19 protein-coding genes and 1 pseudogene are annotated in these 21,185 nt (G+C 38.5%); 6 read left to right on the top strand and 14 right to left on the bottom strand.

Annotated elements, in window-relative coordinates; all coding sequences use genetic code 11:
* Window positions 1–105: 105 nt before the first annotated feature.
* Window positions 106–573, bottom strand: a complete 468-nt coding sequence (gene smpB / locus PYW30_RS02645; RefSeq protein WP_004258950.1) for an SsrA-binding protein SmpB — start codon at window positions 571–573, stop codon at window positions 106–108.
* Window positions 574–640: 67 nt separating this feature from the next.
* Entirely contained in the window at window positions 641–2,074 is a 1,434-nt protein-coding gene (locus PYW30_RS02640; RefSeq protein ID WP_019299834.1) for a 6-phospho-beta-glucosidase, read from the bottom strand.
* A 304-nt stretch (window positions 2,075–2,378) separates the two neighbouring features.
* Here PYW30_RS02640 and PYW30_RS02635 point away from each other — a divergent pair, with 304 nt between their 5' ends.
* Window positions 2,379–2,936, top strand: a complete 558-nt coding sequence (locus tag PYW30_RS02635) for a histidine phosphatase family protein (RefSeq protein ID WP_004258956.1) — start codon at window positions 2,379–2,381, stop codon at window positions 2,934–2,936.
* Window positions 2,937–3,007: 71 nt separating this feature from the next.
* On the opposite strand, the gene PYW30_RS02630 is transcribed toward PYW30_RS02635, so the two are convergent.
* A complete protein-coding gene (locus PYW30_RS02630; protein ID WP_004258961.1) occupies window positions 3,008–3,799 on the bottom strand; it encodes a MurR/RpiR family transcriptional regulator in 792 nt (263 codons plus the stop codon).
* Between the two features lie 144 nt (window positions 3,800–3,943).
* Here PYW30_RS02630 and PYW30_RS02625 point away from each other — a divergent pair, with 144 nt between their 5' ends.
* The gene (locus tag PYW30_RS02625; protein WP_017370844.1) at window positions 3,944–4,141 is read left to right on the top strand and encodes a hypothetical protein; all 198 of its coding nucleotides are present in this window, start codon (window positions 3,944–3,946) and stop codon (window positions 4,139–4,141) included.
* Between the two features lie 141 nt (window positions 4,142–4,282).
* Here PYW30_RS02625 and alaS read toward each other — a convergent pair whose 3' ends face one another.
* Window positions 4,283–6,901 (bottom strand): alanine--tRNA ligase, encoded by a 2,619-nt coding sequence (alaS, locus tag PYW30_RS02620; RefSeq protein ID WP_004258965.1) that lies wholly within the window; start codon window positions 6,899–6,901, stop codon window positions 4,283–4,285.
* Between the two features lie 366 nt (window positions 6,902–7,267).
* Between alaS and PYW30_RS02615 the strand changes: the two genes are divergently transcribed.
* The gene (locus PYW30_RS02615; protein WP_042219922.1) at window positions 7,268–8,527 is read left to right on the top strand and encodes an IS110 family RNA-guided transposase; all 1,260 of its coding nucleotides are present in this window, start codon (window positions 7,268–7,270) and stop codon (window positions 8,525–8,527) included.
* Between the two features lie 369 nt (window positions 8,528–8,896).
* Here PYW30_RS02615 and PYW30_RS02610 read toward each other — a convergent pair whose 3' ends face one another.
* From PYW30_RS02610 to PYW30_RS02580, 6 genes and pseudogenes are all read right to left on the bottom strand, one after another.
* Window positions 8,897–9,805 carry a peptidyl-prolyl cis-trans isomerase gene (locus PYW30_RS02610; protein ID WP_017370843.1) on the bottom strand — a complete coding sequence of 303 codons (909 nt, stop codon included), beginning with the start codon at window positions 9,803–9,805 and terminating at the stop codon, window positions 8,897–8,899.
* Window positions 9,806–9,902: 97 nt separating this feature from the next.
* The gene (locus PYW30_RS02605) at window positions 9,903–10,586 is read right to left on the bottom strand and encodes an O-methyltransferase (protein WP_004258974.1); all 684 of its coding nucleotides are present in this window, start codon (window positions 10,584–10,586) and stop codon (window positions 9,903–9,905) included.
* The gene (pepF, locus tag PYW30_RS02600) at window positions 10,586–12,391 is read right to left on the bottom strand and encodes an oligoendopeptidase F (protein ID WP_042217234.1); all 1,806 of its coding nucleotides are present in this window, start codon (window positions 12,389–12,391) and stop codon (window positions 10,586–10,588) included. Before pepF ends, PYW30_RS02605 begins: the two co-directional genes overlap by 1 nt.
* Window positions 12,375–13,381: pseudogene (locus PYW30_RS10635) on the bottom strand (competence protein CoiA). Before PYW30_RS10635 ends, pepF begins: the two are co-directional and overlap by 17 nt.
* A gap of 75 nt (window positions 13,382–13,456) precedes the next feature.
* Complete coding sequence (locus tag PYW30_RS02585; protein WP_042217237.1) at window positions 13,457–14,557, bottom strand: YdcF family protein; 1,101 nt, start codon at window positions 14,555–14,557, stop codon at window positions 13,457–13,459.
* Between the two features lie 76 nt (window positions 14,558–14,633).
* Window positions 14,634–16,055, bottom strand: coding sequence for an NCS2 family permease (locus tag PYW30_RS02580; protein ID WP_042217238.1), 1,422 nt, complete (start codon window positions 16,053–16,055; stop codon window positions 14,634–14,636).
* 356 nt (window positions 16,056–16,411) lie between these two features.
* Between PYW30_RS02580 and PYW30_RS02575 the strand changes: the two genes are divergently transcribed.
* The gene (locus tag PYW30_RS02575) at window positions 16,412–17,236 is read left to right on the top strand and encodes a Cof-type HAD-IIB family hydrolase (protein ID WP_004258989.1); all 825 of its coding nucleotides are present in this window, start codon (window positions 16,412–16,414) and stop codon (window positions 17,234–17,236) included.
* A 53-nt stretch (window positions 17,237–17,289) separates the two neighbouring features.
* Here the strand turns inward: PYW30_RS02575 and PYW30_RS02570 are convergent, their stop codons facing one another.
* The 4 genes from PYW30_RS02570 to rpsT form a co-directional block, all read right to left on the bottom strand.
* Window positions 17,290–17,994 (bottom strand): Bax inhibitor-1/YccA family protein, encoded by a 705-nt coding sequence (locus PYW30_RS02570; protein WP_004258993.1) that lies wholly within the window; start codon window positions 17,992–17,994, stop codon window positions 17,290–17,292.
* A 103-nt stretch (window positions 17,995–18,097) separates the two neighbouring features.
* Window positions 18,098–18,757, bottom strand: coding sequence for a uracil-DNA glycosylase (locus tag PYW30_RS02565; RefSeq protein ID WP_004258997.1), 660 nt, complete (start codon window positions 18,755–18,757; stop codon window positions 18,098–18,100).
* Window positions 18,754–19,413 carry a GyrI-like domain-containing protein gene (locus PYW30_RS02560; RefSeq protein ID WP_004259001.1) on the bottom strand — a complete coding sequence of 220 codons (660 nt, stop codon included), beginning with the start codon at window positions 19,411–19,413 and terminating at the stop codon, window positions 18,754–18,756. Before PYW30_RS02560 ends, PYW30_RS02565 begins: the two co-directional genes overlap by 4 nt.
* 234 nt (window positions 19,414–19,647) lie before the next feature.
* Complete coding sequence (gene rpsT, locus PYW30_RS02555; protein ID WP_004259004.1) at window positions 19,648–19,881, bottom strand: 30S ribosomal protein S20; 234 nt, start codon at window positions 19,879–19,881, stop codon at window positions 19,648–19,650.
* A 150-nt stretch (window positions 19,882–20,031) separates the two neighbouring features.
* Between rpsT and PYW30_RS02550 the strand changes: the two genes are divergently transcribed.
* Both PYW30_RS02550 and PYW30_RS02545 read left to right on the top strand, forming a co-directional pair.
* Entirely contained in the window at window positions 20,032–20,541 is a 510-nt protein-coding gene (locus tag PYW30_RS02550; RefSeq protein ID WP_016170989.1) for an HD domain-containing protein, read from the top strand.
* Between the two features lie 397 nt (window positions 20,542–20,938).
* Window positions 20,939–21,148, top strand: a complete 210-nt coding sequence (locus PYW30_RS02545) for a hypothetical protein (RefSeq protein WP_042217241.1) — start codon at window positions 20,939–20,941, stop codon at window positions 21,146–21,148.
* Window positions 21,149–21,185: the final 37 nt, after the last annotated feature.

The raw sequence follows: 21,185 nt of genomic DNA, 5'->3' as shown, positions 1-21,185 counted from the left end.
ACCTCCAATTGTAAATGCTTAGTAAATACTAGGTAAACGCTAAGTAAATGGTTTTACTTTTTATTATTGCTACAAAAAAAGCAAGAAACGACTGTCTCTTGCTTTTTAGCGATTGTAGGCCTTTATTTGACGGGCAATATCTCGGTTTTGTTCTTTACGTTTGAGTGTTTCACGTTTGTCGTACTGTTTTTTTCCTCGTGCGAGACCCATTAAAACCTTGGCAAAACCATTCTTCAGATAAACTTTTAAAGGAATAAAAGTAATCCCTGTTCCTGTCAACTCCTTCTCAATCTTCGTAATTTCTTTTTTATTAAGTAAAAGTTTACGTGTGCGTAATTCATCCACATTGAAGATATTACCTTGCTCGAAAGGTGCAATATGAACATTGGACAGCCACACTTCACCATCTCGTACCCGAGCAAACCCATCTTTAAGTTGAATTTTTGCTTGACGCACCGATTTGATTTCTGTTCCAGTTAGAACAATGCCTGCCTCAAACGTTTCAAAAATTTCATAATCATGCCGGGCCTTTTTATTTTGGGCCAGGGGCTTATCTACTGTATTTTTTACCATAATTTCATTATAGCAAAAAAGTAGGGATGTTGCTTTTCTTTCAAAAGTTTAGCTCCAAATTTTTCGATTAGCTATTGCTTAAATCTTGCCCATTTGAAGCAATCACTTTTTTATACCAGTCAAAGGATTTTTTCGGCGTACGCTTTAGAGTCCCATTCCCTTGGTCATCACGATCAACATAGATAAATCCATAACGTTTAGACATCTCGCCAGTTCCAGCCGATACTAAGTCAATACACCCCCATGAAGTATAGCCCAAAAGTTCAACACCGTCTAACTCGACTGCTTTGATCATTTCTGCGATATGTTCAGCCATATAAGCGATACGATAATCATCTGCTACATAACCTGTTTCATCTGGTTTATCTATAGCCCCTAAGCCATTTTCAACAATGAAAAGTGGTTTTTGATAGCGATCATAGAGCGTGTTCATTGTTGTGCGTAGACCCACAGGATCAATCTGCCAGCCCCATTCAGATGCTTTAAGGTAAGGATTTTTAACCGAGGCAAAGATATTACCTGAAGTTTCTTCATCCCCTTCTTCCTGAACTTTTGCAACACGGCTTGAGTAGTAAGAGAAGGATACGAAATCAACAGTATTCTGAGCAAGCAGTTCCTCATCACCTTCAAGAAGAGGTAAAGTAAGCCCCTCACGTTCAAGTTGTTTCAAGAAATAATTTGGATATTTGCCACGTGCTTGTACATCAATCAAGAAAAGGTTCTCACGGTTTTTATCGAGTGCTTCACGGACATTTTCTGGTTTAGAATCCCAAGGATAGTAATCTCCCGCAGCCACCATACAGCCAATCTTATTTTCTGGGTCTATTTGGTGGCCAATTTTTGTCGCTAAGGCTGAGGCGACAAGTTCATGATGTGCCGCTGTAAAAAGGACTTGATCCCGATTTTCCCCTTCTTCAATATAAACACCTGCGCCCATAAACGGAGCATGCAAGAGCATATTGATTTCATTAAAGGTAAGCCAATATTTGACCAAGCCTTTGTAACGTGTAAAGAGAACTGTGACTAAGTTTTCGTAAAAATCAACCAGTCGACGATTACGCCACCCCCCATATTCTGTTACTAAGTGCATCGGAATGTCAAAGTGCGTGATGGTTACTAAAGGTTCAATATCATACTTACGCAGCTCTTTAAAGACTTTTTCATAAAACATTATTCCTTCTTCGTTAGGTTGAGTTTCGTCACCTTTTGGAAAAATCCGTGACCAAGCAATAGACATACGGAAAGTTTTGAACCCCATTTCAGCAAACAAAGCAATATCTTCTTGCCAGTGGTTGTAAAAATCAATAGCCTCGTGCCCGGGATAGAAAAGTCCTTCTTCCGGTTGTAAATGCTTTTCAAGTCCTAAAATAATGGCTTCACGATGTGAGCCGTGTGGGGCTAAATCTACATTAGCAAGTCCTCGACCACCTTGATCCCAGCCGCCTTCATATTGGTTAGCAGCTGTTGCGCCGCCCCAGAGAAAATCTTTAGATAATGGCATTTTATACTCCTTTGTATAATTAATATTTTTTACAGATACATTGTCAAAATGTAGGCGCTGACAATATTTTTATTATAGCAAATATTATGAGGACAATCTGTTGAAAATAAGGAATTTCTGTTCCTATTTCTTGAAACAAAAAGCTAAAAAACACCCCCTATTATTTGGGGAACTCCTCTTAAATACAGACAACACACTGTTCCATTCAATGCCTTAATAAAGTGAAAGAATTCCTGAGAGCGTTTGCTTACATCTTTTGAAAACGGTATAATAAATGCACAAATAAACAATTGGAGAGTTCTTAATGAAAGAATTGTATTTAATGCGCCATGCGCAAACTCTATTTAATGTGCAAGGGCGCACGCAAGGTTGGAGTGATTCGCCACTGACACAAAAAGGAATCGAGGATGCGCTTAAGGCTGGAGAGCGACTTCGAGCAAAACAACTTTGCTTTGATGCCTTCTACTCTTCCACACAAGAACGTGCTTCTGACACTCTGGAATTGTTATTTCCCAATCAAGAATACGGCCGCCTGAAAGGTCTTAAAGAAATGAATTTTGGAGTCTATGAGGGACATAGCAATTACTTGGAGCCCATGGATAAGACGACATATTTTAAAAATTTTGGTGGCGAAAGCAGTCACCAGGTTTCTGAGCGGATGTACCAAAGTTTGTCAGAGTGTTTAAACAAGCACGATAAGGTTTTTGCCCTCTCACATGGTGCAGCCATGCATTTTTTTACTCAGGAGAAAGTTTTTAACTTTGAAAGTCAACCCCCTATGCCGCTCGGTAACTTGGCTTGTCTTCATTTTACTTATGATGAAGGAATATTTACTTTTATCGAATCACTCTCACTCTTATAAAAAAGCCATGCCTACACTCTGGCTACTTTATTACTCAAGCCACTGATTTATTCAATAAATAAAAAGCAACTTTAAATAAAGTTGCTTTTAAATGTTTCCTCTGTCCGTTTATCTTTCTTATTTTGACGTCTTTCTTGGGTCTTATGCGCCAATTGTTCTAAAATAGCCATTACAGGAAGTTGTGTCGTTAAATTTCCTAAAGCGTGGACCTTTGAACCCTCATGTGCCACATTATAGGGGATAGAAACATCGGCCATATTAGCCATTGTATTATTTGCTTCATTAGTGATGGCAATAACCTTAACCCCATCTCTCTTATAGGCAATAATTTGAGCAATAATAAAGTTGGTCTTCCCAGAAATAGAGAGCGCAACAACTGTCATTGTTTTGGCATTGTTTGTCATGAGTGGTTGATAAGGATCAATGACCTCAAATGCAGGTAACCCTGCATTATTAAAGTATTTTGTGCCATAATCGGCTAAAGCACCTGAAGTTCCCACTCCCATAAAAACCGTATACTCGGTTTCTTCTAAGAGCTTTGCAGCTTCATCTATGAGGGCAGTGTATTCAGGGCTCAATAAACGTTTAGTAAAGAGCTCAAAGGCAAGAAGATTATCATACTTTGGATCTTCTGCTTTCATCAAAATTTGATGTTTTTGTTCTTGCAAATAATTTTTGAGTTCATTCCAGCCTGAAAAACCTAACTTATGAGTCATACGTACAATTGTCGTAGGAGAAGCATGGACGGTCGAGGCAAATTCACGAATGGTCATGTTCATAATAATTTCTGGTGATTTGACAACTTCCTCAAAAATTTTACTTTCCAAATCATTGAGCGCGTGCAGTTTATTGTCTTCAAACATCTTTTCCCTCTCCTCACTTTCCTCCCTGACTTAGCTTCCAGTATATCACATTTTTGTTACAAAATTTAGGAACAAATAGCAAATGTCAAGGCAATTCCTTCTATCTCTAGACCAACAATTTTAGGACAGCTGACTGAGGTTGCAATGAGTAGAGAAATTATTCCCCCATTTACTACAGGTATTGTCGCTCCTTGGACTCCTTCACCAACCCTCTCCAGTTTATTAGTTGAAGGTTGGCAAACTGCCCTGCGCCTTCTATTTATCGTGATCTACTGGCCCTTTTCCAAAAAATACGATAATATCTTGCTGGAACACGCAGTGGAAATGAAGAATGAAAACTAAATTTATCAAAAGCTCCCACTTAGGAGCTTTTTTTATGTCACGATATTTTTCTTGACGCTAATATTAATATTCCGCAGAACATAAAAAACTTTTAGTTAAGCATAAATCCGCCACTAAAAGTTTTTATTTTATATTTTATTCTTAAGAAAGTTTTGAACCTACATTTTCGATAAGTTCTGGAATTCCAGCAGCTTTAGATCCACCTGCCATGGCCATATCAGGTTTACCACCACCGCGGCCATCAATGTAAGGGGCAAGGTCTTTGATCAAGTTTCCAGCTTTAACTTCAGCTGTTTTGCTTGCCACTAACAGGCTCACTTTTTCACCAATCTTCGCCACAAGGACAAGGACATCGGACAACTCTTTTTGTTTCCAGATATCTGCAAGATTACGTAGTCCATTTACATCTGGTACTGTAACTTCACTGGCAATATAGCTTTTGCCTGCTGCTTGGAGAACATTTTTAAAGACTTCATCAGATTGACTTGCAGCTAATTTACCTGCTAATGCGTCATTTTCTTTTTGAGCCGCTTTAAGTTCTTCTTGCATAGCTGTTACTTTCGGCACAACTTGAGCTGCTTGTGGTGCTTTCACAACTGCGGCAACTTCATTGAGCGTGTTTTCAGCATCTTTAAATGCTTCATAAGCTTTTTGACCTGTTACGGCAACAATACGGCGTACGCCTGATCCAATACCTTCTTCTTTGATAATCTTGAAGAGACCAATTTCACTTGTTGTCGCTGTGTGTGTTCCACCACAAAGTTCAACAGAGTAATCACCAATTTTAACGACACGCACATTTTTACCATATTTTTCGCCAAAGAGAGCCATTGCGCCCATTTCTTTAGCTGTTTCAATATCAGTTTCTACTGTTTCAACTGCTAAGGATTGCCAAATCACTTCGTTCACTTGACGTTCGATATCAGCCAATTCTTCCTTGCTTACAGGAGCAAAGTGTGTAAAGTCAAAGCGAAGGAACTCCACTTCGTTAAGTGAACCTGCTTGAAGTGCATGTTCACCTACAATATTGTGCAATGCGGCATGGAGCAAGTGAGTGGCCGTGTGATTTTTAATGATCCCATGGCGGCGTTCTGCATCAATTTCAAGTGTGTATGTTTCACCAACTACAAGCGTAGAGAGAATGTCAACCATATGAAGGTTTTGGCCATTTGGTGCATGTTGAACATCCTTAACTTCTGCAACGACTTTACCTGCAGTATTTTTAATCACACCGTGGTCAGACACTTGTCCACCCATTTCCGCGTAGAATGGTGTTTTATCAAAGATAAGTTGTGCTTCACCGCTTACAGTATCCACTTTTTCATCATCTTTAACTGCCACAAGAAGCTTGCCATCATATTTTTCAACATCGTAGAGGAATTCAGATTCTTCTTTGATGGATTGAAGCGTTTCGTTTTGTGCGCCCATTGAACCGCCTTTAACGACAGCAGCACGTGCACGATCTTGTTGTTCTTTCATGGCTGCTTTGAAACCTTCATGGTCAATCTTAAAGCCAGCATCTTCAGCCAATTCTTCAGTTAACTCTACTGGGAAACCATAAGTATCGTAAAGACGGAAGATATCTTGCCCTTCAAGCATTGTCTTGCCTTCTTCTTTAAGTTTGGCAAGCAATTCATCTAAGAGTTTGCTTCCGCCATCAATTGTACGGCCAAAAGCTTCTTCTTCACGATCAATAATTTGCATGATAAAGTCTTGTTTTTCAAGGACTTCTGGGTAGTATGACTCCATAATTTTACCAACAACTGGAACAAATTGAGCCAAGAATTTACCTTCAATGCCTAATTTTTTACCGTGCATAACTGCGCGACGAAGAAGACGACGGAGGACATAGCCACGTCCTTCATTTCCTGGCAAAGCACCGTCACCGATAGCAAAGCTAAGCGCACGGATATGGTCTGCAATAACTTTAAAGCTCATGTTGTCGCCATCTGGATCGTAAGTTTTTCCAGAAATACGTTCAATTTCACGGATGATAGGGAGGAAAAGGTCGGTATCAAAGTTCGTTTTTCCACCTTGGATAATACAAACCATGCGTTCGAGTCCCATTCCCGTATCAATATTTTTCTGTGGCAACTCTTTGTATTCGCTACGTGGAAGTGCTGGATCAGCATTAAATTGTGACAAAACAATATTGTAGATTTCAATGTAACGATCGTTCTCGATATCTTCAGCCAAGAGTCTCAAACCAATGTTTTCAGGATCGTAAGCTTCACCACGGTCGAAGAAAATTTCGGTATCTGGTCCTGAAGGTCCTGCGCCAATTTCCCAGAAGTTGTCTTCGATTGGTACTAAATGACTTGCATCAACACCGAGCTCCACCCAACGGTTGAATGTATCTTTATCATCAGGGTAGTAAGTAATATAAAGTTTTTCCGCTGGAAAATCAAAATATTCACTGCTTGTGAGCATCTCCCAAGCGTAAGCCAAAGCTTCTTCACGGAAATAATCACCGATTGAGAAATTCCCAAGCATTTCAAACATTGTATGGTGACGTGCTGTTTTACCTACATTCTCGATATCGTTGGTACGAATCGATTTTTGCGCATTTGTAATACGTGGATTTTCTGGCACAACTGAACCGTCAAAATATTGTTTCAAAGTCGCAACACCAGAGTTGATCCAAAGTAGAGTGGGGTCGTTCACCGGTACTAAAGATTGTGAAGGTTCGATAGAATGCCCTTTTGATTTAAAGAAATCAAGGAACATTTGGCGTACTTCTGTTGAAGTCATTTTTTTCATAGCTATTCTCCTCGTATAATATATTTTATGGGTATTTTTCACCCCAATTTTCTAACAATTGTTATCGTTTTACTTGACTATTGTGACGTTTCCCAGAATAATTATTCTTAGGAATGGACTCAAAAGGAATATGCTAACTCTCCTTGTTGCTTCGTCTTCTTCATAAGTCTGCGACCCGAGCTGTATCAAATCTTCCAACTCACTAGCTGTTTCCACCGTGATTACTCTGCTCTTAGTAGCGAGCAGGCGGTAAGTAATCGCTGTGATGGGTATTCTAATAAGCGAGGATGAAGGGATACAGAGTTCTGGGGAATCTCTCAGTAGTCAAGTATAGTTTCCTAATCAAATGAAAGGAGGTCCTTCCAAATGAAATGTTTTGTCGGTTTAGACGTCAGCTCTACCAAACTCGATGTGTGCATCATGTCAAATGACACGGAACTTGGAGTCTTGTACGCTGCTTCACTTACCAATGATATGATTGGTGCTTCTGAAATCAAAGAACAAGTACTCTCACTTAACGAAAAGTATGAATTTAATAGAGTCGTCATTGGCATGGAAGCCACATCCCTCTACAGTTTTCATCCTGCAATGTTCTTCCACGAAGACTCGGAGTTAAAGCAGCTCGGAGTCGAGGTCATGGTGGAACAACCAGCCAAAATAAAGAAATATCGTGAGGCATTCGAAGAAAACAAGAATGATACCCTTGATGCTTTCTACATCGCGGATTACTTCCGCATTGAACGCTTTACAAGATCTTATCTTAAAGAAGAAAAGTATCTGGCACTACAACATCTCACAAGAACTCGACTTCAGCTCGTGGAACAATTAGTACGTACAAAACAACACTTCATTGAAAACATCTACTACAAGTGCAATACGCTCTCTGCGGAATTAAAGAATGAAGAATTGAGTACCTCTGTTTGGTCTGCCACAATTATGACACTCATGACCGAAGATTACACGCTAGATGAACTCGCAAATACTCCTCTTGAAGATTTCACGGAACTCATCCAGAAACTCGGGCGAGGTCGCTTCAAAGCTCCTGAGAAACTTGCAAAAGCAATAAAAGCTGCCATAAAAGGAAGTTACCGCTTATCACTCGTCCAACAAGATTCTGTCAATATTGTACTCAGTCTCCTTGCTCGCGAAATACGGAGTTTAGAGAAGATGATTAAAGAAATTGATCGAGCCATTGAAGACATGGTAGAAATTATCCCTGAATACCAATGTTTGACCAGTGTACCTGGTATTGGAAAGGTATTCGCTGCAGGAATTATCGCTGAAATAGGACAGATTGAACGCTTTAAAGACCATCCTCAAGTCGCTAAATATGCTGGCTTGAATTGGAAAGAAACACAATCTGGCAATACCTCATCTCAAAATACTTCTCTTGCAAAACGAGGCAATCGTTATCTTCGCTATTACTTAGTTGAAGCCGCCAACTCTGTACGAAGACATAACGTGGAATACGCAGAGTTTTACAAGAAAAAGAAAGATGAAGTCCCCAAACATAAACACAAAAGAGCCGTCGTTTTAACCGCAAGAAAACTTGTGCGTCTGGTGGATGTGCTACTACGCAACCACCAACTCTATACGCCACCAAGGAGGTTTATGGAAGATAATTAGTTTTATCTGCACAATTCCTTGTCTAGCCTAGTAAAATTTGCCAAATTTTACTAGATTCTTTCGTGCTGTCTTTTTTCAAGATTTTTACTCAGAATCTAGCAACTTATCATTTGACTTAATACCACTAGACTAATAAAATAATTTTCATTTACTTTTTTCATGTGAATAATCACACAATATAAAAACAAAAAATTCATCGTAAACGAGGGGCGTCACTTACGCGGTACCACCCTCATTCACGATGAATCCATCGTCTCTTTTTTGCTTGATAAAGCAGTTTCCCTGCTATTTGAAAACCTTGAGGTTTTCAGCACATTGACTTATCGACTTTCACCACATGTCGACTCTCTGTAAAGCCATTTCATTCATTTATTTAGATGATGAACTTGATGTAAATTGTGAGAAGATTGTTGAGAAGGCTTCCTCTTTCACAGTGACATTATGTGCTTTAAGGTATTCACCAATTACACCAGCAACATAAGTTGTATCTGCCAATTTTTCAGCTTTGATTACATCTTTAAGTTTATCTTTATACTTGTTCATGTCTGAACCTTTGTCTGAAGTTTTAATCATTTTCACAACATAGTAGCTTGTTGCTCCAGTTGAAGCATTTGTTGATTCAATAACGTCAGAAACTTCACCATTTTTCAATTTGAAGGCTGCAGTTTGAACTTCCTTTGGAATAGTAGTACTTGTTGAATCAAATTTTTGCTTGTTGCTTGCATTGTCTTTCTCAAACTTGGCTGCATCTGATTTCGCAGCTTTTGCTGCCTTGGTTGCTGCATCTTTGGTTGTTTCTGGAACAACAATCGCTTCAACTTCTGGATGGAAATCTGCCCAAGCTGCCTTCAAGTTAGCATCTGTAAATTGTGTATCTGTGATTTTTTTCTCAATGGCGTATTCTTGCAAGAGTTGAAGACGGACATAAGATTTGTAACTCTTTTCAGTAAAACCTTGTTGTTGCAAAGCTGCAGCAAACTGTTCACCCATTTGTTTTTTGGTATCGTCAAACTTCGCTTGAACATCTTTATCTGAAACCTTATCACCAAAGTCTTTTTCAAACATTTTTGAAAATGTCAAATTTTGTAAAAGAGATGTGGCAGGCATACTTGGAAAAGTTTTAGCTTCACTGTAGAAATCCCCTACATTGATTGTGTCACCCTTCATTGTGATAATATTCTCTCCAGTTGAGTTATTATTTCCACAAGCTGAAAGTGTGACAAGCCCTAAAGCCGCAACAGCTGTTGCGAGTAAGATGTTCAATTTTTTAAATTTCAAAGTTTTCTCCTTGTTGGGTATATTCCCTTGATACATTTGTTTCTTGTAACAATATTATAACACAAAACATTAAATAAACCTAAACTGATTTATAATGTCAAACTTTCTTAATCATTAATATTCCATCTCCTAAAGGAACCATGCTCGCGCGGTATTTAGGATTGTCTAAAACTTCATCAAAAAGACGACGAAGTCCACGTTCAAGTGCACGCTGCGTCCGTTTAATTTCCATAATAGGAATGAGAATTTCCCCGCCCTGGAAAATATCATCCATAATAATGACACCATTTTCCGAAAGCAACTCCATTGCACGCGGCAGAAACTCTACATATTTTGATTTCGCCGAATCCATGAAGATAAAATCAAATTCTCCTTTTAAATCTGCCAAAAGATCAGCAGCATCACCTTCTAAGAGAGTGATTTGTTTTCTTGCATCATAGGTAGCCAGATTTTCCTTGGCCAAGGCAATCATTTCTGGGTTACGATCGATAGTAATAATCTCAGCATCTGGTGCTGCTTCTGCCATCATGAGTGCAGAAAAACCAATGGCCGTCCCTATTTCCAAAATTCTTTGAGGTTTCATCAAATCCAAAAGCATTTGGAAATACACTACTGTTTCATGAGGTATAATTGGGATATTGTTCTCATGAGCAAATGTCTCAACATCCTTTAGCGGACCAGTAATTTGCGTTTGACGTTCGCGCATAAAGTCAACAATTTCCTCTTTGACTACGGGACGATTCATCATCGGATTACTTGTTCTCTTGTATGTTAAAACCATTATAAATGGGCTCCTTTTTCGACTAATTTTTCTAGCTCAATTAAACGTTTTTCAAAAACAGCAAAAGCTGATTCTAAATATGTTGTTTCTTCCATATCCACACCTGCTTGAGCAATCACAGCCAGGGGATAATCACTTGATCCGGCTTTGAGATAAGTGAGGTATTTTTCACGCGCATCTGTCCCACCATTAACGATAGCCTCAGCAAGATAAGTTGCTGCAGCAAAGCCAGTAGCATATTGGAAGACATAATAGTTGTAATAGAAGTGCGGAATGCGGGCCCACTCATACTGAATTTCAGGATTTTCCCGGGCGGGTAAACCATAGTATTTTTCATTAAGTTCTGCATAAAGCTGGTTCATGAATTCACTGGTCAAAACTTTTCCTTCTTGATCAGCTTTATGTATTTCATGTTCAAATTCAGCAAATTGACTTTGACGAAAAACAGTGCCACGGAAACCATCAAGCCAGTGGTTTAAAATAGCAAAACGCACTTTTTCATCTGTCGAGGCCGCAAGTAAACTTTCAGTCAAGATATTCTCATTGGTTGTTGAAGCAATTTCTGCAAGAAAGATTGGATAGTCCCCATAAACATAAGGTTGATTTTCCCGTGTAAATGTGGAATGCATACTGTGCCCCATTTCATGTACTAAGGTGAACAAATCATCCAAAGTTTCTTGCCAGTTTAACAGCATAAAAGCATTTGTATCATAGCATCCACCTGAGTAAGCACCCGAACGTTTACCGCTATTTTCTGCCACATCAATCCAACGCTCCTCAAAAGCTTTTTTTACATGGTGCGCATATTCAGGCCCCAAAATTTGAAGAACTTCTTGGGCTTTCTCTACTGCCTCTGGGTAGTTAAACTTATAATCCAAGTCCGATAAGGGTGTATAAACATCATACATCTTTAAATCGTCTTCTAAGCCTAAAATCTGTTCACGCAATTTAATATAGCGATGTAAAAGAGGCAAATATTTATTGACAGACTCTAAGAGCTTATCGTAGACTTCTTCCGGAATAAAATTACTTGATAAAGCTGCCTGACGAGCTGAATGGTAGCCCCGCATCTTTGCCTTAAAATTATGGACTTTTACATTTGTTTGTAGCGTTTTAGCATAAGTGTGTTGATACTGTTCATAGTTGCTATAAAGGGCTTGATAAGCTGCCTTTCGTACCTTACGCTCCTTACTTTCCATGAGCGAGATATAATTGCCATGTGTCAGCTGTACTTCCTGTCCTTTTTCATCTTTAATCATCGGAAGTTCAATATCAGCATTGTCAAAAATTTCAAAGGTTTCGGCCGCAGCACCAAAAATCTCACTCGCACTGGCTAAAAGTTTTTCCTCTTTTGGACTTAAAATATGCTCCTTTTTAGCAAAAAGGCGTTCAAACATATGGGAATAGTGTTCCAGTTTAGGTTCTTCTCTTCTAAAACTTTCATAACGTTCTGGCGTTAAAGCTAAAAATTCCGGCTCGTAAAAAGCAAAGCTTTCACCAAACTTGGCATATAAATTTGTGGCTTTGGCTTCGTATTCTTGGTAAAGGCTCACTTGCGTATCTTGGTCATGCTTCATTGAGGCATAGACATAAACCTTTTCCACAGCACGCGAGATTTCTAGCTCCATTTCCGTGATTTCTAATAAGCTTTGAGCGCTATCTAGAAGATGTCCTTCGTAGGCGTTTACCGTCTCTAATTTTTCCGAAACTCTTTTAAGTTCAAGTTCCCAGGCGGCATCATTTTCAAATACAGTTGACAAATCCCAAGTTAAGTTTTCAGCTATTTCATCACGTTTTTTTGCCATTCCATTCTCCGTTTTCCACTTTATTTTTATCTTTAATTATAGCATAGAAGCTTGGTGTATGCAGTGTTTCATGTTCTTGTAACTGAAAACTTTCGTAGAAACTGTGGTAATATTTTTCCAAGGAAATGTCTACTTGAAAAAAGCTTTCTCGCGTATCATCGGCAAAGTCAAAGGTCAACAAGTTCAAGCCCGGAGGACTCCAGTAACTCTTCTTCCAGTTAAGGTCCAGCAAATTTCTTCCTTGTTCATAATATTTTTCTTGCACTTTAAGCCATTTTGGCACTTGATAATACAATTGTTTCTGAACAAACAACTGTAACTCTTCTTGCTTTGGCACATCTAAACTCAGATTTTTTCCTTTTCGAAAGGGCTGGCGTAAGAGGTCTAAGAGACTTTCTTGAAAGAAGTCAAACTCTTCCGTTAGATAAATCGGTCGTCCTTTCAAATCTTGATAAATCAATGATTTCAAACGTAGTTTCTTTCTGTTCCAGTCCAATTCCCAAAAATAAAAACCTCTCTCTGCTGAATAATAAAGCAAATTTTTCTGCAAAGGAGATAGAGTATTTTTAAGCCACAAGTCCTTCCCTTGAAGCCAAAGTACATAATATATCCCATTTCTTTGTAACTGACCGTTCTCTCTTCTAAGCGTTGCAAAGAGAGGGGCGAGCACTGTATTTCAATAGCAAGTTTATCATTCACTAACAAATCAGCCGTTTGCTTAATCTCTGGCACGTACTTTTCCAGCTCTACTTTCTCTTTTTCCTTAAACCACTGATATAAGCTGAGTTTTAAGCCTAAGTGTTGTGCAGATTCATTTTCACTCCAAGAGTCACAATTTTGTAAGGATACATGGGCAAAGTGAGGAATTTTTATCTTCCCTTTTTTTAAACGAAGGGCCGTCTTACAGGCGGGGCAATAAAAAGGGCCATTAATTGAAGTGCTGTCAAGAAGATTAATTGTTTTTCCGTCTTTATCCAAAGCTATTAACATATCAAATAGTACGAGGAGTAGCTCTAAAAATCACAAAGCAAATAAAAAAACTCGGAAAATCCGAGTCTTTATATCTTAACGGTTAAGTACAAAGTGCTCCATAAAAAGGATAAAGAGAGCAAATGCTATGAAGATACCTGTGATTAAGCCCACCCAAAAGATATGTTTACGTCGTTGACTGTTCATCACAGCGATAAACTCACGGATAAATGCTGGAAGACGGAAGTACAAAGGTGTTTTTCCTCCAATTCCCCCTTGCGCATTTAATCCTTGTTGAGCAGTAAAGAGAGCCGCACGGAAAACGTGATAGTCCGAAGAGAAAAAGAGAAATTCTTCATCGGCTTTCTGTTCCATTTTTTCAATCAATTGAGATGAAAATTTTAAGTTTTCAAACGTTGTTTTTGACTGATCTTCAACCAAGGTCCGTTCTTTAGGAAAGCCCAGTTCTTCGACAGCATATTTTTGCATCGCAAGTGCTTCCGCAAGTTGTTCATCACTTCCTTGTCCACCAGAGAAAACCATTATCGTTTCATCATTTGAAGCCTTTATTCCTGCACGGATGCGGTTAGCTAAAAGGGGACTCACAAACTGGCCATTAATCAGTCCAGAGCCCAGTACCACATGATATTTTGATGATTTTTTCCGGAATCGACGTCCGTATGTCCAGCTGGCAAAAAAGAAAACGATAAATTGCCAGACAAGATAAAAGGCCAACACAGGATAAACGTAGCTTAAGAGCTGTAGCCAAAGCCAGCCATCAGATAAAGTAGAAACTCGAATATAAAGCCAATCGACTAGAAAAAAGACAAACATAATGGCCGGCAAAATTAAATTTGCCAAACTATGTGATTCACGGCGCCACATTTTAATCGTTAAAACTACAATCCCGATAGGCACGACAAAACTGATCATAAAAGTAGGAATCAAAAAAAGGGCAAGCTCAATAATAATTATGGCTAAAATGACGTTTGAATGTAAATTATAATTAGCCGAAAAAAGAATCCCCATAATACCGTTAAACAGTACAAAAAGGCTGACTAAAAAACCAATAGTAAGTCGTCCCAAACGTAAAGTTCTCATATCCTTCAAACGATGCGACTTCGTGTAAAAAATGACGGTCGGGATTAAAGCTAAAAAACTAATCACCGAAAATGCAATAATAAGTGGTGTCTCCATATCTTTATTTTAACATAAAAATCCGCTTATAAAAGCGGATTTCTCTCATGATAGTGTATAAATTACAGCGTTGTTTTTAGAGAATAGCAAGCACTGCGAAGTTTAATGCAAATGCAATGGCTACCACCCAAATAATTGGTTTTACTTCTTTAATCTTACCTGTAAAGAGTTTAGAGAAGATATAAGTGATAAAGCCAGCAGCGATACCATATGAGATAGAGTAACCAAGACCCATAAATACTGAAGCAAAGAAAGCTGGAATAGCTTCACTCAATTCAGACCAGTTGATTTCTTTGAATGATGACAACATCATCATACCTACAATAATCAAAATTGGGGCCGTTGCTTGCGTTGGAACAATGGCAAGTAATGGTAAGAAAAGACTTGAAATCGCAAACATCACAGCAACAACAATCGAAGTCAAGCCTGTACGTCCACCGGCTCCAATCCCAGCTGCTGATTCTACATAAACAGTTGTATTTGAAGTTCCGAAAATCGCACCGATTGGTGTAGCAATCATGTCAGCAAAGAGTGCTTTATCCATTTTAGATGAGAAGCCCTTGCTGTTTGCCATATCCACAAAATCTTGATCTGTAAAGATTCCTGTGCTGCGACCTGTACCAATGAATGTACCAATCGGATCAAAGATTGAGGTTAATGAGAAAGCCAAAATTGTCATCAAAACTTCAATGATTCGAGATGAATCAGAAAATAAGCTACCAAAACCTTTAGGCCCAAAAGCAGCACCGAAAGTTGTTCCCATCTCGTTAATTGCTGTCCCGAGATTGTTGTCTGCAAAAAGTGTAGACATATCAACTTTTGTAACGCCTGTTAAAAGTGCAAGTACAGTTGTTACTGCGATTGACAAGAGAATCCCCGCTTTCCATTTACGGAGAACAAAAAATATTGTTACTAAAATACCAACTAAAGCAATCAAGACACCAGGATCATCAAATTTAACTAAACCTGGCACAATTGTTGAGTCTGCAGTGATTGTGCCGTGGTTATCGGTATAAGTACCCGGTGATGCAATAAATTCAAGAATACCAGCGTTTTTAATACCAATATAAGCGATAAAAATACCGATACCACCACCAATAGCGTGTTGTAAGCTCTCAGGAATTCCTAAGACAATTGCTTTACGAATGGAGGTAAATGTAATAATGATATTGACAATACCACAAATGAAGACCATTGCTAAAGCTTCTTGCCAAGTGTAGCCTAAGGAAAGAACAACAGTATAAGCAAAGAAGGCGTTAATTCCCATACCTGGTGCAAGGGCATAAGGAACATTGGCGATTAAACCAATAGCTACCGAACCCACAATTGAAGCTAAGATAGTAGCTAAGAAAACTGCCTGAACGGGCATCCCTGTCGATCCTAAAACATCAGGATTGACAAACAAGATGTAGCTCATAGCAAAGAAGGTAGTAATACCTGCCATAATTTCACGGCCTACAGTAGTACCGTTTTCTTCAAGTTTAAAGAACTTGTTCACGAATAAATTCTCCTTTTAATAAAAAGTTGTATGCCACATTCGTTTTTCGTGACACACGTCATAAAATGATATATGTTCAGTATAAATAAATTTTAAGTTTGAAACAAGGAATTTCGAGTCATTTAAAAAAACAAGTCCCTCTATGTTCGTAAATACCGAACTAAGGTGTTATAAATATTTATAAAAGTTCGTCCATTTTAATGCTTATTGTCGTAAAGTGGAACTTTTATTTTTCATCGTGTCTTGTATTGTTTAATCGTGAAAAATCCGTACCCTATTTCTAAAAAATAGACCAAAAGCAGCTTTATTGCTTTTCTGGTATAATAAAAAATAAGAAATATTTTAAAGGATGAAGTATGGAAAACAAAGAGAGAAAATTAATTGCCATCGATCTTGACGGCACAACGCTTCATAGCGACGGGCGTACAATCAGTCGCTATACAAAATATATTTTTAAACGTATTGAAGAGCAAGGTCATATCATCTGTATTTCCACAGGTCGTCCTTTCCGTATGGCTGTTGATATTTATCGCGAGCTAGAACTTAAAAGTCCGATGATCAACTTCAATGGTGCTTTGATTTCCAAGCCAGACAATCGTAACTGGGAGCACACAAAAGGTCATTATATTGATCGTTCCTTTGTCTTCGATTTTTTACGTCATCAACAAAACTTTGATTTGGAATTTTTTGCGGTTGAATATCGCCGTAAATTTTTCCTTAATAACTTCCGGAACGTCCCCCCAAAACTTTTTGGTGTTGAGCAGTTCCATCCCTACAATCGTTTGCGTGCGGATCGTCTCGATGATAATCCACATGCAGTACTCCTTTCTACTCGAGTAAAAGATAAATTTCGTCTGGCCAAGCAAATCCAAGATCATTATAACGGAAAAGTCAGCGTGAGTGGCTGGGGTGGCCCTAATGGAGTATTGGAAATTGTCCCCAAAGGTGTGAGTAAAGCTTCTGGGCTCAAGCATCTTCTCCGTGTTCTCGAAATTCCAAAAGAAAACCTCATCGCATTTGGTGATGAACATAACGATATCGAAATGTTTAAATTTGCGGCAGAATCCTATGCGATGAAAAATGCCTCCACTCGCCTCACACCACATGCCACAGAAATACTCCCGTGGACAAATGATGAGGATGGGGTTGCCCACAAATTAGAAGAACTCTTTTTGAAGTAATTACTTCCCTAACCAAAAACAAAAAAGCTTCATCAATTGATGAAGTTTTTTTATTAATCACGACTGTTTCCCATAAATCCGAAGATTCTCAAGAGTGAAAGGAAAAGGTTGATAAAGTCAAGATAGAGTGATAGCGCCATGCTAATCGCCCAGCCATTACTTACATTACCGTTATTTTGACGGTAAACATGTTCAATCTTTTGATTATCCCAAGCAATCAGTCCACTGAAAACGAGGACACTGATAATTGAGGAAACAAAGACGACCATTGGACTTCTTAAGAAGATGTTAATGACACCTGCGATGATTAAACCAATCAGCATTCCCATCATGGCGCGTCCCATACCTGACAAATCACGTTTAGTTGTACGGCCGTAAACTGAAAGGCCAAAGAACATTCCAGCAGTTGAAACAAAGGCCAAAGTGACATCAGAAGCTGTATATGCTGCAATTGTGAAACTCATCATGAAGCCCATCAAGACTGAGAAACCAATAAACATTGGCAAAGCCGTGGGCTTATTTTTCATGGCTGCATTTTGCATCGGGAAAATGAGAATCAATGGTAAGAACCAAATGATAAGCATTGCAAAACCGGCACGGTTCACCAAGTTCTGAGCGGCATCCCAGAAAATATTTATTGTTAAAAAAGATGTGAGTGCTGAAACAGCAACCCCAATCCCGACAATCCCATAAATGCGAGCAAAAAATTGATTCAGCGATACTTGACTTCTATTATTATTTATAAATGGATTTTCCATAGTATCTCCTTTTCTAATATACCTTTAAGACTATTTTACCAAAAATTTACAAGGCTGTCATCAGACTTGAGTCCTAGTTTGGTGTTCTTTCTTCATAATTTTCTTATTTTGACCAATCTATCCCTTTTTGTCCTGTTTTTTCTAAAAAGGCATTGGCTTTCGAAAAGGGCTGTGAGCCAAAGAAGCCACGAGAGGCAGAAAGAGGCGAAGGATGTGCAGACTCGAGTACTAAATGCTTAGAAGAATCAATCAGCTTTGCTTTCTTACGCGCATCACCTCCCCATAAGAGAAAGACTTTTGGGCGTGCGTCATCCGAAGCAATTTTTATTATCTCATCTGTCAAGGGTTCCCAGATTTTTCCTTTATGCGCATTAGACTTCATCTCGGGAACGGTAAGTACAGCATTGAGCAATAAAACCCCTTGCTCAGCCCAATGTGTTAAATCTGAATCCTTTTTATCAAAGCCTTCGCTTTGGAGTTCTTTCCGAATATTGACAATAGAGTCTGGCCGATTCACCACAAAGGAAGCAGGATAGGAAAAACTAAGCCCTTGGGCTTTTCCTGGCTGTGGATAAGGATCCTGCCCAACCAGTATAACTTTAACATCAGACAAGGCGGTCAATTCAATCGCCCGAAATATTTTATCCTCAGGTGGATAAACATTACCTTTAGCATAAACTTCATTAATAAAATCAACGAGATCTGAAAAGTATTCTTGAGGCAATCGTTCTCTTAAAGGGCCACTCCAATCTGTTTTTTTCATTGTTCTTCCTTCTCCTTAGTTTTAACTTGTGCGTACTGGCGCAATACAGTTTTTAATTTTTCTGGGGCCGTTTTGCGGAAATCGCTAAGATAAATCTCACGATGATGAAATTCTTTGTGGATAAGTTCGTAGCCCTCTTCAACCGCAAACTTCTCCATCACAGTAAAAGTTTCAGCTTCAGAGTCAAAACTCCCCTTGTGCATGGCTTGAATACAAAGTCCATCTTTAATCTTTTCATATTTCACTTGAGAAAAATCTTGTTTTTTCTTTAATGCTGTCTCTTTTTTCGCCCACTCAACAATTTCCTCAGTTACAAATTCTGGTATCCGAATCATAATTTTCCAAATCAGTTCTTCTTTACGTAGAGGTTCATTGGCCTTTGGAGCTGTCTGGCTTGTCCACAAACCTTCCAAGGGCGGCACAACAAAGCGGTAAAAATGTGGAATGTGCACGTCTTCTCTTTTGTAGGACATCGAAATAGCATATGCTACAGGATAAAGTGCAGCAATCGCTTCTTGGAATGCTGTACCAGCTGGCGCACCCTGACCGGAAACAGTCAAATAAGACATCTCAGGTACAGTGATTACTTCAATTTTTTTAGGAAAATAAAACTTTTTTTCGGACTTTTTAAAGTCTACTTTTATAGAATCTGTCATTAGTTGATATCGAAAATAAGCAGAAAATCATTTCTTTTTTTCTACTTTCCTCCCCTTTCTGAGTCGCTGTTGAATCCCTGTCACGCGAGGTATAAATTCAACATTGTTAATAACATTATTATAACATTTATCTTACTTGTTTCCGTTCTATCATCAGCTTTATCCAAACTTCTCCCTTTTTTGAGCAAAAAAAAATCCTATCAGCAGACAGGAATATTTTTTTGCAATTAAGAATTAGCCCAATTTAGCTGCCAAACGTGATTTGTCACGTGAAGCTTTGTTAGCGTGGATAAGACCTTTTGATGCAGCTTTGTCGATTGCAGAGCTTGCAGCTTTGAATGTGTCTTCGCTTGGTGCAGTTTCAAATTTTTTGATTGCAGTACGCATTGCAGATTTTTGTTGTGAGTTGCGTTCGTTAGCAACAACGTTCAATTCAGCGCGTTTGATTGCAGATTTGATATTAGCCATTATTTCCTCCAAATTTTTGTAATACCTATAAATTATACAGGATTTTTAGCTTTTTAGCAACTGTTTGTCAAAAGAAAATTGAAATATTTTTCTTTTTTCTTGTGTCAAATTGCATATCGCTATTTACATTTTAGAGAATGGTGCTATAATATGAGTATGAAATTAGATGAAAATCCATGGTTGACAGATGCCGAGTTTATGAGTTATGTTGGTCACTTTCTTGAAATGCCGGAACTGAAACAGCTTGATGAAATCACACATCACTATACTTCAACACGCTTGATTCATTCAATCAAGGTAAGTTATGTGAGCTATTTAGTTTGTAAAAAGATGGGCTGGAATGCAAAATCTGCAGCCCGCGCAGGTCTCTTACATGACCTTTTCTACTACGATTGGCGCGACACTAAATTTAACAAAAGTCATGCCTATGTTCATCCTCGTATCGCTGCACGTAATGCGGCAAAAATTACTACACTTTCCGATCTTGAGTACGACTGTATCGTCAAACATATGTGGGGGGCTACAATCGCACCACCACGTTATAAAGAAAGCTGGGTGGTTACCTTAGCAGACGATTATGTCGCAATGACTGAAGGCGTAGAAACTGCACGTTTCAAATGGAAAACGCGCAAATACTTTAAACGTCACCTTCCAATTTGAACTATTAACATAACAATAGTTCATGAGAAGCGTCTAACCATTGGTTAGATGCTTCTTTTTTTATCTTTTTAGATCTTCAAACGTTCTGACAGCTTTTTAACCATAAGTTAGCTCAATGAAGAAATAAATTCTACTTCAGGTTCAGATTTCCAACAATTTTTGGAAGTACAGGAGACAACGAATCCTCCGCCTGTGTATGGTTTTTCTCTTTGCTCAAAGGTAAAAAAGGCTACACTGGCATGGCATAGTCTCCTTTCAAGTATTAACGAAGAAAAAGCTGCTACATCCTTAAAAATCAAAACAATTTTAACTTTTCTTAACCGCTACCATGTTATAATAGTAGTAAGCTTATCGTTCGTAATCATTTATTCAACTTTATGGAAAGGGGCTTAATATTATGAGTCTTTCAAAAGAGCAACATGTGCATGATCTGGCCTTGTGCATACTAAATAATGTCAATATGTCGGAAGGTTTGTTCTCTGCTTTAGAGAAAGCAAACGAATTGTCCGTAAGTGATGCTTACCCTAAAAAATATGCTGTAGCTTATACAGTATTAACACAAAAGCTCCAAAATGAACTCACTGATTTTGATGATTTAACTTTCTGAGGTTAAAAATACAAATAAAAAAAAGGCTGGTTTTAAA

It is taken from the genome of Lactococcus garvieae subsp. garvieae (assembly GCF_029024465.1).
GTDB classification, from domain to species: domain Bacteria; phylum Bacillota; class Bacilli; order Lactobacillales; family Streptococcaceae; genus Lactococcus; species Lactococcus garvieae.
This window is presented reverse-complemented; position numbering and strand designations above follow the sequence as displayed.

What these genes read in the sequence shown, in the direction of transcription:
- smpB (WP_004258950.1), bottom strand. Translation starts at nt 573, where the DNA reads ATGGTAAAAAATACAGTAGATAAGCCCCTGGCCCAAAATAAAAAGGCC.
- PYW30_RS02640 (WP_019299834.1), bottom strand. Translation starts at nt 2,074, where the DNA reads ATGCCATTATCTAAAGATTTTCTCTGGGGCGGCGCAACAGCTGCTAAC.
- PYW30_RS02635 (WP_004258956.1), top strand. Translation starts at nt 2,379, where the DNA reads ATGAAAGAATTGTATTTAATGCGCCATGCGCAAACTCTATTTAATGTG.
- PYW30_RS02630 (WP_004258961.1), bottom strand. Translation starts at nt 3,799, where the DNA reads ATGTTTGAAGACAATAAACTGCACGCGCTCAATGATTTGGAAAGTAAA.
- PYW30_RS02625 (WP_017370844.1), top strand. Translation starts at nt 3,944, where the DNA reads ATGAGTAGAGAAATTATTCCCCCATTTACTACAGGTATTGTCGCTCCT.
- alaS (WP_004258965.1), bottom strand. Translation starts at nt 6,901, where the DNA reads ATGAAAAAAATGACTTCAACAGAAGTACGCCAAATGTTCCTTGATTTC.
- PYW30_RS02615 (WP_042219922.1), top strand. Translation starts at nt 7,268, where the DNA reads ATGAAATGTTTTGTCGGTTTAGACGTCAGCTCTACCAAACTCGATGTG.
- PYW30_RS02605 (WP_004258974.1), bottom strand. Translation starts at nt 10,586, where the DNA reads ATGGTTTTAACATACAAGAGAACAAGTAATCCGATGATGAATCGTCCC.
- pepF (WP_042217234.1), bottom strand. Translation starts at nt 12,391, where the DNA reads ATGGCAAAAAAACGTGATGAAATAGCTGAAAACTTAACTTGGGATTTG.
- PYW30_RS02585 (WP_042217237.1), bottom strand. Translation starts at nt 14,557, where the DNA reads ATGGAGACACCACTTATTATTGCATTTTCGGTGATTAGTTTTTTAGCT.
- PYW30_RS02575 (WP_004258989.1), top strand. Translation starts at nt 16,412, where the DNA reads ATGGAAAACAAAGAGAGAAAATTAATTGCCATCGATCTTGACGGCACA.
- PYW30_RS02570 (WP_004258993.1), bottom strand. Translation starts at nt 17,994, where the DNA reads ATGGAAAATCCATTTATAAATAATAATAGAAGTCAAGTATCGCTGAAT.
- PYW30_RS02565 (WP_004258997.1), bottom strand. Translation starts at nt 18,757, where the DNA reads ATGAAAAAAACAGATTGGAGTGGCCCTTTAAGAGAACGATTGCCTCAA.
- PYW30_RS02560 (WP_004259001.1), bottom strand. Translation starts at nt 19,413, where the DNA reads ATGACAGATTCTATAAAAGTAGACTTTAAAAAGTCCGAAAAAAAGTTT.
- rpsT (WP_004259004.1), bottom strand. Translation starts at nt 19,881, where the DNA reads ATGGCTAATATCAAATCTGCAATCAAACGCGCTGAATTGAACGTTGTT.
- PYW30_RS02550 (WP_016170989.1), top strand. Translation starts at nt 20,032, where the DNA reads ATGAGTATGAAATTAGATGAAAATCCATGGTTGACAGATGCCGAGTTT.
- PYW30_RS02545 (WP_042217241.1), top strand. Translation starts at nt 20,939, where the DNA reads ATGAGTCTTTCAAAAGAGCAACATGTGCATGATCTGGCCTTGTGCATA.